The 12,507-nt window shown below is 61.7% G+C and carries 8 protein-coding genes; all 8 read right to left on the reverse strand.

Annotation, left to right across the window (positions count from 1 at the left end):
- Positions 1 to 12: 12 nt before the first annotated feature.
- From PXH66_RS17270 to PXH66_RS17305, 8 genes are read right to left on the reverse strand one after another with little or no spacing between them, the layout of a single operon-like run.
- Positions 13 to 1,539: a sulfatase family protein gene (locus PXH66_RS17270; protein WP_330930033.1), complete on the reverse strand. Its 1,527-nt coding sequence runs from the start codon at positions 1,537 to 1,539 to the stop codon at positions 13 to 15.
- Complete coding sequence (locus tag PXH66_RS17275; protein ID WP_330930032.1) at positions 1,536 to 3,326, reverse strand: amidohydrolase family protein; 1,791 nt, start codon at positions 3,324 to 3,326, stop codon at positions 1,536 to 1,538. Before PXH66_RS17275 ends, PXH66_RS17270 begins: the two co-directional genes overlap by 4 nt.
- 28 nt (positions 3,327 to 3,354) lie before the next feature.
- Positions 3,355 to 4,935, reverse strand: a complete 1,581-nt coding sequence (locus tag PXH66_RS17280; RefSeq protein ID WP_330930031.1) for a sulfatase — start codon at positions 4,933 to 4,935, stop codon at positions 3,355 to 3,357.
- Entirely contained in the window at positions 4,932 to 6,062 is a 1,131-nt protein-coding gene (locus PXH66_RS17285; protein WP_330930030.1) for a mandelate racemase/muconate lactonizing enzyme family protein, read from the reverse strand. Before PXH66_RS17285 ends, PXH66_RS17280 begins: the two co-directional genes overlap by 4 nt.
- Positions 6,059 to 7,606, reverse strand: a complete 1,548-nt coding sequence (locus PXH66_RS17290) for a M81 family metallopeptidase (protein WP_330930029.1) — start codon at positions 7,604 to 7,606, stop codon at positions 6,059 to 6,061. The genes PXH66_RS17285 and PXH66_RS17290 overlap by 4 nt, the downstream gene beginning before the upstream one ends.
- Positions 7,590 to 8,846, reverse strand: a complete 1,257-nt coding sequence (locus tag PXH66_RS17295; RefSeq protein ID WP_330930028.1) for an MFS transporter — start codon at positions 8,844 to 8,846, stop codon at positions 7,590 to 7,592. The genes PXH66_RS17290 and PXH66_RS17295 overlap by 17 nt, the downstream gene beginning before the upstream one ends.
- Positions 8,847 to 8,878: 32 nt before the next feature.
- Complete coding sequence (locus PXH66_RS17300; protein WP_330930027.1) at positions 8,879 to 9,766, reverse strand: LamG domain-containing protein; 888 nt, start codon at positions 9,764 to 9,766, stop codon at positions 8,879 to 8,881.
- 1 nt (position 9,767) lies between these two features.
- Positions 9,768 to 12,506 carry a DUF7133 domain-containing protein gene (locus PXH66_RS17305; protein WP_330930026.1) on the reverse strand — a complete coding sequence of 913 codons (2,739 nt, stop codon included), beginning with the start codon at positions 12,504 to 12,506 and terminating at the stop codon, positions 9,768 to 9,770.
- Position 12,507 lies beyond the last annotated feature (1 nt).

Raw genomic sequence — 12,507 nt, forward strand, 5'->3', positions numbered from 1 at the left:
TTCAATGCCACATCATGGGCCGAGTGAGCGCACCGATGGCAGGGCGTCGACAAACGGAGCTTCGGTGCGGCGGAGTTGCGCGACGGCGTCACCACGCAGACGCAGAACACGCTGCCGTTGATCCGGCTCACCGGCTAAATTCGTCAACTCATCCGGATCGGCGTTCAGATCGTAGAGTTCCTCCCCTTCACCTTCCACCAAGGTGCGAATGTATTTAAAATTCCCCTTCCGCAGCATGACATACCACGGCACCTGGGCGACGTGGGAGTGTCCGTCCATCCCGGCTTCGGGCAACGGCATCGTCGCGCGGCCATACGTCCAGCCGGTGTAACTGAGCATGACGGGATGCGGCCAAGTCGCAGTTTCGTTCTGCAGCAGCGGGCTGAGGTCATGCCCGTGCATTCGCCACGGCAGTGCAATGCCGGCCTGCTCAAAAAAAGTCGGGATCAAATCAAGCCCGGTCACCGGACGGTCCACCGTGTGTCCGGCCAGCACCGTGCCGGGTTGGCTCACGATCAACGGCGCCCGAATATTTGCATCGTAGGGCGCCACTTTTTTGATGAAGCCGTGTTCCCCCCACGCGTAACCTTGATCCGAGGTGAACACGACGAGGGTGTTCTCCAATTGCCCCGTTTCGGCCAACGTATCCAACAAGCGCCCCACGCCTTCATCGATCGCGCGAATCGAGCGGTTGTAATCGTGCACGCCTTCACGCAGGGGAAAGCCTGCGGGGTAAACCGCCCGCAACATGCCGTTGTCATCGTATTCAAATTCCCTGACCTTTTGCATGTAAGCCGGTTTGCCCGGCCGCGGCGGAAAGATGTCGGACGGCACCGGGACTTCCTCGCGCAGGTAATCGAAGCGGTGACGCTCGGCCGGCACGAACGGATGATGCGGCGCGGTGTAACACAACCAAAGATACCACGGCTGGTCGGCGTCGCGGTTCGCTCCGCGCACAAAGGCATCCGCCCACTCCGTGTAGTTATCGGTCGAATACCCCCGGACCGGTTGCGCGGGCGCGCCGTTGAACGAAATCTTCTGATCGTAAAAATAACTGGTTCCGTCCGGGTTTTCCGCGCGTTTGGGTCTCAACCACGCGGCCTGATAGTCCCAATCACGGCCGGCCCCCGTGTCCGCCCCAACGTGCCATTTGCCGATGTGCGCCGTGGTGTAGCCATGATCACGCAACACGCTCGGCCAAAACGGGGCCTGCTGGGGATCGTATGCAACGCCCGGATAAGGTCCTTCCATCCGCACGGTCTCCACCGCGTGCGGCAGACGTCCGGTCAGCAACGACACGCGGGCCGGCATGCACCAGGTGCCGACATACGCCGTCGCAAATTTCACCCCGCTCTCGGCCAGCCGATCAATATTCGGCGTATTCACCCACGGCCGGGAGCCTTCGTAGCAGCCCACCGACCGGTAGGACTGATCGTCGGTCATGATGAACAGAATATTGGGTCGCGCCCTGGCGGTCGCGGCTACCGCCGACAGCGCGAAGAATCCCAGGAACAAACCAAAGCGTATCTGATTTCTCATGACTTATCGATGAACCGGTTCTTCGCGAGGATGCGCTGCATGTTGGCTCCGAGCATGGGAATCAGGCGTTCATCACTCAGGCCGATGGACAGGAAGCGCCCCATCTCCCACGCCGGACTGTGGCCCCAGCGGTGCTCCCATCCCACGCCGTCCGCCCCCCAGAGAATACGTTGATTGCCCTGTCGATCCATCACCGGACGCCAGTCGTCCGGGTTCACAAAGCTACCGGCCCACTCCAGGTAAACGTTGAGGTTGTCCTGCATCAGTTCCTCGACCACGTCCCGATCACGATTGCCGGAATGCGCGAGCAGGAAAAACGCGTCGGGATAACGCGGCGCGATCTCGCGCAGCAACTTGGGCGACGCATTGGGCGTCGTCCAGGTGTGCGACAGGATCGGCAGCCGGTGGCGGTTGGCATACTCCCACATGGGAATGAAACGCTCATCAGTGAGCGGCACCTGCCAGTGATCGGTGTGGGTTTTGAAGCCCACGTAAAACCCACGGCGAAATATCTCGTCCAGTTGGGCGGTCGTCGGTGGCTGGTCCCATTGCAGGAAAACTTGGGCGCTGAGGTAGGCGTTGAAGCGATCCCGGTGATCCGCCAAGCCCGCCTCCAACCGGGTCAAACCACCCAGTTCCCCGTCCCGGTAGGTTTGGTGCTCCGCAATGATCATGCGCTGCACGCCCATCTCGTCCAAATACCGCAACGCACTGCTCATGTGGTCGGCGAATTCGGGCCGATGGTGGTCTTCCCACTCCCCGCCATAACCCATGTGCGCATGCGCATCGATGATCAACGGGCCGAGGACTTCCCGGCGCAACAGACGGTGCCAGAGCGTGTCGCCCTGCAGCGTTTGTCCACCCCGTAACGGCCGACGCACCTGCAACAGTTGTTCGACGTTGCCGTGCGCCACTTGCTCGCGCTGCGCGGCGGTCATCGGCGAATGCACGAGATTGGCGATGGCCGCACCGTAGTTGGAGCGATAGCCGGTGCCAAAAAGCATACGCTCCGCTCCGAACTTTTCCACCACGTGCTCCACGGTGCGATAGGTGTGCACGAGTGATGTTTCCATGCGGATATTGGGGCGCGCCGCCATCAGTTCGTAGAGCCGGTCGTGATGCACCCACATCGCATTGGTGAAGATCAGCGTGAGGTTCGGATGCCGTTCCGCGAAACCAATGATCCGCCCCAGGTTCGCCCCGCGTCCCATCGATTCGAAACAGTCGAGCAACAGCACCGGACGGCGTGAGGCCAGCCGCTCAATCAGCGGGTTAAGATCCTCCAGCCCCCCTTCCCCGCTGCGCGGAAAATAACGAAAGGCGCGCACGTCGTGTCGGTGCACCAGTTCGACGAAAGCATCATGCTCGGGGCCGGCCACGCTTACACTCGGTGCGACCACAAAGGCCGGGACCAGCCGGTCGCCCCCCTCGGCGTCCGCCAATGCTTTGATCAAACGCTCATTGCCGTTCAACGGGTGCGCCGTGCGCGCGTCCGTGTGCCAGACCAACGATCGGTCGATGTGCAGGCGATCCATCTCCTCCACCAGCGACGCCGGCGTGGGGAAATCCGGCACCGTCGAAAAACCCGGGCCGAGGTAACGATTGCAGTCAAAGAATCGGGGCAATTCGAAGGGGGTTCCGCCCGCCCCGCTCGATGAAACACCACCGCCATGCGGACCCGCCGCCGCGGCACTACGTCCCATCACCGGAGCAAGCGTCAGCGCTAGGGAACCGGTGCCCAAACGTTTCATAAAATTGCGACGGGAGAATCCAGGAGAGTCGGACATGGCGGAGATCGAAGGGTGTGGTTTGCGGTTAGTTTTGAGCATCAGTCGGAGTCGGCCATTGCCGGGCCAGCACGCCCGCCATCATACGGCGAGACTCCGCATAGTCATGATAGCTGGCGTGATTTACGGTTTCATCGGGATCGATCGAATGATCGTAGAGTTCTACCCCCACCACCGCGCCGTGTCCCGCCTCTTCCCGCCACTCAGTGTAACGAAAACGGTCGGTCTTGGCGGAATAGCCCATCAGATCACGTCGCGGATATTGGCTGTAGGCCGCTGCTTTGCCGGGACGATTCGGATCACGCAGCAACGGCGCAAAACTCTCGCCTTCCAAATGTGCCGGCAACGGCAGTCCGGCCAGTTCGCACAAGCCCGGATAAATATCGATGAACTCGACCAACGCATCCGTCGCATGCTCGGACGACTTTACTCGTGGATCATAGACCACCAGCGGCGAACGCGTGCCGATTTCGAAATTCGTAAACTTACTCCACATGGAAAGCTCCCCAAGGTGGTATCCGTGATCCCCCCACACCACCACGATGGTATTGTCGGCCAATCCGGACGCTTCGAGTTCCGCCATGATCTTACCGATCTGCGCATCAACAAAACTCACGCACGCGTAATACCCGTGCAGCAACCGGCGCTCTTGCTCCGGCAACAACTCACCGCCGGCCGACGGCATCTCATAAACGGCGTCGCCCGACACCGGCTGACCGGTCTCCGCGTCGACCCGCACGTCCCACGGATACGAATCACGTAGCTCGTCCAACACCACATTGGTCGCCGGAACCGGCACGCCCACGGGCGGGTTGCGCAGCTTCGTAATTTCGAGCGTGGTCGGATCATAGAGATCCCAATAGCGCTTCGGCGCGATGAACGGCAGGTGCGGTTTCAAAAACCCCACCACCAGAAAAAACGGCGGCGCATTCTCGTCCGCCGCCAACGCGCGCAGGGCCGCGACACTGCGATCCGCCACCTGTCCGTCGTAGAGCGTGTTGTCCGGCACGTTCGGGGCCTCGGTGGCCAGCGAACGCAGAAAATCCGTCTTCCAATCCGCCAACGCCGCGCCGGTCTTTCCGGTCTTTTCGGCGTAGACGCCACGCGTCAGTTTCTCCCCCAGCGGCGAATAATAATAACGCGGGCCGCCCATCCAAATCGGCTCACTCCACGAAGGCGGATCACCCAGGTCGCTACCGATGGCTTTGCCCGGAAACGCCGGGTGATAGATTTTCCCGAACGCCTGGGTATGGTAACCGTGCTGCTTGAAATGCTGCGGCAGTGTCACCACGTCGGGCACCTTCTCCCGGAAATGCGTGACCAGATCATAAACCCCCGTGGAGTCCGGACGCAGTCCGGTCATTACGCTGGCTCGCGAAGGATTGCATACCGCTTGCTGACAATAAGCGCGCTTGAACACCATGCCCTGCGCGCCCAGGCGATCGATGTTCGGACTTTTCACGTGATCACGACCGTAGCAACCCAGCTCCGGTCGCATGTCGTCCATGACGATGAAGACCACATTGGGCCGCGGGGCGGCGGCGAGCGAGCCGACCGACAGCAGGCCGCCGGCAACCGACAACAGGGTGATCAATCCGCGCGGAGTCATAACAGTGCTTTACCTCCGGTCAGGCGATCCACCGCGTCGAGATTGAGTTTCACGCCCAAACCCGGAGCCGTCGGAATGTCGAGCCAACCGTCCGCATCGAGTTTCCAAGCCTCCGCCACGATGTCATCAATGAACGGCGAACCCGTGATGTATTCCACCATGTCCGTGCCCGGCACCGCCGAAGCCAGATGCAGATCAGCGGCCAAGCCCAGCGCCGTGTTCCAACCGTGCGGAATGAATTGAATACCGTGCTCCTCCGCCCACCAGGCGATGCGACGTTCTTCACTGATGCCGCCCACCTTCGTGACATCCGGCTGGATGATATCAAAGGCCCCTTGCTCGATCCAGGGCAGGAACGTTTGCCGCCGGGTGAGCACTTCTCCTCCGGAAATGGATACCGGGGAATGCTCCCGCAACCGCACAAACTCTGCCAGGTGATCGGGATTGAGCGCTTCCTCGAACCAATGCACGTCATACTCGGCCAACATGTGCGAAGTGCGCAGCGCCCACTTGTAACCATTGGTCCAATACGCGTCGCTGCCGCCGGCATCGACCATCAGGCGGCACTCCGGTCCGATCGCATCACGGGCCGCGCACACGATGGCCCGGTCGGTCGCGGCGTTGCGACGCCCGAAGGGTCCCCACCCGATTTTGAAAGCCCGAAAGCCCTGCGCCTTGATCGCCTGCAACGTGTCGCGCAGTTTTTCCGGCTCATCCATCAGGAGCGACGCGTAGGGCTGCACCCGCTCGCGGTAACGGCCGCCGAGCAGACGACCCACCGGCTGGCCCGTGGCCTGTCCCAAGATATCCCAAAGCGCGATGTCGATGCCGCTGATGGCGTGCGTAATCGCGCCCCCCCGGCCCAACCAAAAGGTGTGTTGGTGCAACTTCTCGCTCACCCGCTCGGGCTCCAACGCGTTTTCGCCGCGCAACAGCGGTTCCAACACGCTCATCGCCGCCCCCACCAGCGCTTCGCTGGTAAACACACTGCCTACGCCCGTGAGCCCTTCATCGGTATGCACGGCCACCAGCGTGTGCACGCAGTCATCCGGCTGAAGTTCCGTGCTCCAGCCGCCTTCCGGGGTCTCGCCGCGCAAGCCGGCCCAACGTATTTCCGTAATTTTCATGAGTCTGATTTCACCGATCGATTTCGCACGTAGATCGTCGCTTCCGGCGTAAAGGGAACGTCCGCATCGAGCGGGAAAATGGGTCGCGGACAACGCGTGTGTCCGAGGCTCGGCAAGTTGGCCGAGGTCGCTCCCGGCGCGTCCACATGAATCATTTCCCTACACCACGCCGCATACATGTGGTGCTGGCAGTGCGGTGATTTAACCACCACCGCATCGAACTGTCGGGGATCCAGTCCGTGACCCAAAAAGAGCGAACGATCGAACAGGTGCACGGCCTGGCTCGTGACCACGATGGTGATTTGGCCCGCTTGCAAAACGGCCGTCGGGCCGGAGTTCCATTCCTCCCCCCACGATTCGCTGGGGAAGCGACCATTCGACAACATTCGCACAGTGACTTCCACCGGCAATGGTTCAAATCGAGCCGGATCCAACGCTCCGCCCAAATGCAAATTCAGCGTCGCCCCGATGCCCGCCGCCATCGCCGCCCCCACCGCCGACGGGTCGACCAGTGGCACCAGCACTCGACCGGTATAACCCGAAGCCAAAACCGCCCGCAGAAGCGTATTGCTGTCGCCGGATGCACCCGAGCTCGTGGCATCCGCCGCGTCAACCAACGCCACCGTGCCTTCGGCCTGACGTGCCAGTGCCGCCATGGCGTCGCTGACGCTGACCAACGGCACCTGCATTTTTTCATGATCGGCCCACAGCAATCGTGCGAGTTCCGTCGCAGTGTTTCGCGCCGCCGCTTCGTCGCCATCGGTCACCGCGAACGCATAACTTTGCAACTCCGGCACGTCCGTAAACGGATTGCCGACAAACAGTCCCGCCGACAATCCGCCACCCGATACCTCAAACGCCTTGGCCCGCTCGATCGGCCGTCGAATCGCCCCCGTTTCGGTGATCAATTCATCTCCCCGCACGAGCACCGGCACCGGCACCCGGGCGGTGACCGGGCAGACGCCGTCCTGCAAGATTCGCCCCATCAGAAAAGCCGCCCGCTGACCAGTCGAACGCAGATCGACGTGGGGATAAGTATGAAACGCCACCACCGCATCGCTCAGCGCAAACATTCGGTCGGTGGCGATGCCATGCAGATCAAGCGAAGTGACCACCGGCAGTGCATCCCCCCTTTGCCGCCGCAACTCAGCGAGCAACCAACCTTCCGGATCCTCTTCCCCTTGGGCCGCCATCGCCCCGTGCAAACACATGATCACCGCATCCGCCGCGGGGGCCGCCGCCAATGCCGTGGAGAACTCGCGCGACAACCGTCCCCACGCATCCGCCGCCAAAACCCCGCCACACGTTTTGCAGCTCGCCCCCCATACCGGGATCAATTCGATCTCGGGGTCGTCTTCCAGCACCGCCATCACGCCGCCCACCTCCGATTCCACGCCGCGATGGTGATCGAACAACGTGGCCCCCACGCGCACGTTGAAGTCACCGTAACCGCTAGGGTTCGGATTAAAAGTCGACACCTCCTGCTTGCACTCCGCGACCAGGACGCGGAACCGTCGACGTGATGGATTAGTGGATACGCTCATAATCTCGCATGAAGAGAAATTTGATGCCGAGCATGAGCAGACCCGCGCCGACGACATACGCCACCGCCGTGCCGCCCAGCAGGAACTCGATGCCCAGCGTCTGCCGCCAGGCCCCGCCCAACAAGGGGGCAAATCCCGAGACCACCGCTCCGCAGAAATTCAAAATGCCGACCGCCGAGGCCCGGGTGTTCGACGGCACCACTTCAAACGCCGCCGGGAAAATATTGCCAATACACAGGCCACTGCAGAGCCCGAAACCCACCGCCGCGATCCGCGTCGCCATCAACGACTCCGTGTAACCAAGGGCCCACAAACACGGCGCGCACAGCAACAGACTGACCGCAAACATCCACAACCGCGACGCCTTGGTGACGCGGTAGAGTTTATCCGCCAGCGTGCCACCGCACATCATGCCCACCAGCGTGGCGACCTGCATGTAGGCGGTCGCGACAAAGGCCGCATCACCCAGGTCCAGACCGAACTTGTCGTGAATGAAACTCGGCAACCAGCCATACAGTAACCAAAGTCCGAATACAAAGATCGGAAAGGCCACGCAAAGCAGCAGGTAGGTCGGCACTTTAACCAGATCACCGACGGCGAAACGACTGCCCGACTTCTTGGTCTCCACCTGCGCCTCCTCGTTGATGCCCCGCAGGTAGTGATAATAAGGATAGGCATAGAGCAGCCCCGTGCCCCCGAGCACAAAAAACGCCTCCCGCCACATGCCGCGTTGCGCCATCCAACCCCCAAACCACGCCCCGCCCACCGTGCCGCAGATTTGCGCCGTGGTGAGAAACGAAATCGCCCGGGAGCGTTTTTCCGGCGCATAAGCGTTGGCGGTCAGCGCAATCGCCGCCGGCATGTAAAGCGCCTCCGAAATCCCCATCGCCGCCCGCAGCGCCAACAAGACAAAGGCCGATTGGGCAAACCCGGTGCCGATCGACACGAGGCTCCAAAGCGCCAGACTCCACACCACCATGGCGCGCTTCGAGCAGCGGTCGGCAATCTGTCCCGCAATAGGGCAAAACAAGCCGTAAACCCACAGAAAGATCGAACCAGTCAGCCCGAGCTGCGTATCGGACATGCCCAGCTCCTCCCGTAAGATCGGGAAGATGGCGAACACGGCCTGGCGGTCAGTGTAGTTTTGAAAATACGCCCCCCACATCAGCAGCACCAATACAAAGGCACTGCGGTTATCCAGCGTGGGGGTCGGCGAGGGAGAGGTTGGGGAGTTCGTCACGGGGTAAAAAATGAAACTGGCAACGCCGCGCTCTACGGGGTGGCCGAATCGCGCAGGTCCGCCACCCCTTCCGGCAGGGCATGTAGCGTCGCGATTTCGGTGGCGGTCAGAGCGCGATCAAAAATCGCCAGATCGTCCAGAAAACCGACGTAGTTCCACGCCAGCGCGATGATCACCGAGGCTGGGTCCCATGCGAGTGTGAGATCCCAACCTGCGATGGAGCCCACCGCTACACCGTCGATATACAGTGATCCGCGCGCGGCCTCGCCCGCATTCAGGCGGTCGTAAGTAAAGACCACGTGCACCCAACGATCGCGCCCAAATGGCCGCTCGCTCAATTGCACCATCGGACGCTCGCCATCCGGAATCGACTCCCACTCGCGGTCGTCCGCATTCCACCGCGCATACTCCGGCAGGATCGCATAGCGAAACCGTCGCGGCGCGTGATCCTTGGACCATTCCACGAATAAAAATCCGTCGCGGTGATTGTCGCCTATCAACATGACCGGATCACAAAACGCTCGAGGCATATCCTCATCCGGATCGGTGCGAAGCCAAACCGACACCGTCCCGCTCAGCTCGGGTTTATCAAGCCGAAGATTGTCCCCCGATCGATAAAAGAGGCGCCCCTGGTGCTCCACACCCCGATGCAACGCGCCGCCATGGCGACCCGCCTGCGGCGCGATGCTCAACTGATCGCCCACGGTTGCAGCGATCCCGCCGGTTTTCCGTTCCGCGCCGGTCCGGAACAAGCGCAACCCGGGATCGCCGCGCGCATAATCCGCCGTCAACCCCTCATCAAAAGACGCGTGTAAGCGCAGCGACCTCGACAACGATTCCAGCGCCACCGTCGGTGCACCGACGGCCAGCGACGCCAATAGCGCGCTCACCAAGCTCAACTGCATCCACGGCGTTCGCATCTCAGCGGGTTCCTTTCGCGGTTTCAAATTCCGGCAACGCCTGCAACTCCGCCGCCGACCACGGCTTGATGCGGCCTTCGCCCAACTTGCGCATCCGCGCGGCGTCCTCGACAGTGATCGGCGACGCTTGATTTCCCCAGGCGCGCCTTAAATAAGTGGTGATCGCCGCGATGCCTTCATCGTCGAACATGCCCGGCACCGAGCCGAGCGCCGGCATGACCATGTCCCACGTGCGACCCTGAACCTCAACGGGGCCGGACAGACCGCGCAGCACGATTTCCACCGGCAGCCGGGGATTTTCCACCACCCAGGGGGAGCCCGCCAGCGGCGGAGCGACGCCAGCCATGCCCATGCCGTCCACCTGATGACAGGCGGCACAAATGGTGGCGTAAGTCTGTTTACCACGCTCGAACAATACTTGTTCAGCTTCCGTCAAAGGACGCACCTCCGCGTCCGCAAACCGCGCGTCGCCGGGCCACGTAAGCTGTTCAAACACCTTCACCGCCGCCGTCGCCAACTCGCCTTCCGGCCACGCCTGCGACTCGGCATAAATCGTCGGCGGACCGGCCAGACTGAGCGGCGCGCCATTGCGTTGATGAGCGGACGCTCCCGCCCACAGCGCGGTTCCGACCGGCGAACCTACCGGCCACATCTGAAGTTGATTCAACAGGGCGGCCACCTCCGCCGCATCACTGCGCACCATCACATCGTAACCGAGTTGCTCCCATAAATGGACTTCCGCCGGACGAAGTGCCCGGCCTGTCAGCGACGATTTCGCCGCCGCTAAAAATGCCAGTTCCTGTCCGCGCAATCCCGCCGCGGCCGCCACTCCGAATTCCGGCGCGGCATCGTCCGCCGCCACCAGCTCACGCATGACCGGCCATGCCTCCGGTGAACCGGACGCCCCCAAGGTCAGCAGCAATTGAAGGCGCACTTGGAGCGAGGAGTCGTTCGCCAGTGACATCAACGTCGAGGCGATCTCCGACCGCGCGGCCGCAGGGAGTCTTTCGGTGAGCCGCACCGCCGCTTCCCGCAAGCGAGCATCGGTATCCTGCAAAGCCCGTCGCACCACTTTGGGCTTGAGCGCGTCAAGCCCTTCCAACGTCCACAGCGCGTGCAACCGACCCAACGGCGTAGCATTCGCGTTCGTCGCGAGTCGAATCAGATCCGAGGCGACTTCGCGATGGTCACCTTGCACCAAAACCCGTTGCGCCGTATCGCGCATCCAGCCGCTGCGATCATCGAGTTGTGCCACCCAGCCGGCGGCGGATTCGGGCAGCTCCGATTCTTGTAACACCGTCGAGGACTGCTTGGGCACGATCCGATAAATACGTCCGGTCGCGGTGAATTGCCCAAGATCACGACCGAGCACCTGCTTGCGCAGATACTCCGTCACGTAGCGTTTGTGCTCTACGATGCCGGTATACATATCGGCCACGTAGAGCGCACCATCGGGTCCCGATTCCAAAAATACGGGTCGGAATCGTTCGTCGGTTGAAGCGAGAAACTCGCGGTCCGGTTGCGTCCGCTCCGCGCGCAGATTCAGCCCGTCGGAGTGCATGCTCAAATGGCTCACGAGGTTCCCCACGGGGTCGCAGATGAAGACATCTCCGTTCACGGCCGACGGGAAAAGATCGCCGCGATAAATGAACGGTGAAGACGCAGCGGTGAACTGTTTCAGCGTGCCATCGGGACGCAGATCCGACGCCCCCAATGTCACGAGTGGGGTCACGCGCGGCGGATGGAGCGCCTTGTCCGCGACCAGATCGACATTAAGTAACGCCGGCCCGCGAACATGACGCCGTTGAGACAAGTTCGGACCCGTGGCGTCCAGAAAATACTGCCCCGGGGCCAGATCAGCATGAAGGGGTGACGCGTTGTAGTTGTAGAACAAGCGTCCTGTATCATCCTGACTGATACCCCACTGACCGCGAAAGGCCGTCGGCTCGGCCGTCAAAGCCCCATCCCGATATTGGTAACGCACCGCGCTCTTCGCGGAATACAACCAATTGTCCAACCCGCGCACCAAACCGTTGGCCGAATGCTCGGGATTCCCTTCCACCCCGTAGTCCTCCGCCAGCAAAGTTCTTTCGTCGGCGATCAGGTCGCCATCGAGATCCCGCGCCAACCAGATGCGCGGTGGCTCCACCACCAAGGCGCCCTCCGGCACCAAGGCAAGCGAGCGCGGCATGACCAGTCCGTCCAGGAAGGTGGTGGAACGATCCATCCGGCCATCCCCGTCATCATCCTCCAACACCACGATTCGTCCGCTCGGGTCATCCTGGCCAGTGCCGTCAATGTCACGCATGTAGCCGGGCATCTCCACCACCCACAACCGACCTCGCTCGTCGAATCGCATGAAAACCGGCCGCACCACCAGCGGTTCGGCGGCCACCAGTTCGATGCGGAAGCGATCGTCCAATTGCATCGATTCCAAAGCCTCTTCCGGTGAAAGTAACGGCGAAGGCGGGATGTCCACATTCTCCCAAATCTTGTCCGCCGCGTCCCCTTCGTAGCCCTCGTAGGTAAGCCACCACTTGCCTTTGGGGTGACCCGTTTTTTTCCACCACTCTTCCGCCTGCTTCTCGTCCACCTTCGGAGCATCCCCCGAGACAGCGGCCGGGGATGATGTGTCGGCGGCTCCCGAGGTTTGGGCTGAAACGATGGAAGGGTGACCGACCCACAAAGCGGCCAACAGAGAGATGCGTAGGGAATAAATGAACACGGAAGTTGATTTCAAA

Source organism: Synoicihabitans lomoniglobus, from assembly GCF_029023725.1.
Lineage (GTDB): Bacteria > Verrucomicrobiota > Verrucomicrobiia > Opitutales > Opitutaceae > Actomonas > Actomonas lomonigloba.

Bases quoted from the DNA above. Each gene is read 5' to 3' on its own strand.
- PXH66_RS17285 (WP_330930030.1), bottom strand. From the start codon at position 6,062: ATGAAAATTACGGAAATACGTTGGGCCGGCTTGCGCGGCGAGACCCCG.
- PXH66_RS17290 (WP_330930029.1), bottom strand. From the start codon at position 7,606: ATGAGCGTATCCACTAATCCATCACGTCGACGGTTCCGCGTCCTGGTC.
- PXH66_RS17300 (WP_330930027.1), bottom strand. From the start codon at position 9,766: ATGCGAACGCCGTGGATGCAGTTGAGCTTGGTGAGCGCGCTATTGGCG.
- PXH66_RS17275 (WP_330930032.1), bottom strand. From the start codon at position 3,326: ATGTCCGACTCTCCTGGATTCTCCCGTCGCAATTTTATGAAACGTTTG.
- PXH66_RS17280 (WP_330930031.1), bottom strand. From the start codon at position 4,935: ATGACTCCGCGCGGATTGATCACCCTGTTGTCGGTTGCCGGCGGCCTG.
- PXH66_RS17270 (WP_330930033.1), bottom strand. From the start codon at position 1,539: ATGAGAAATCAGATACGCTTTGGTTTGTTCCTGGGATTCTTCGCGCTG.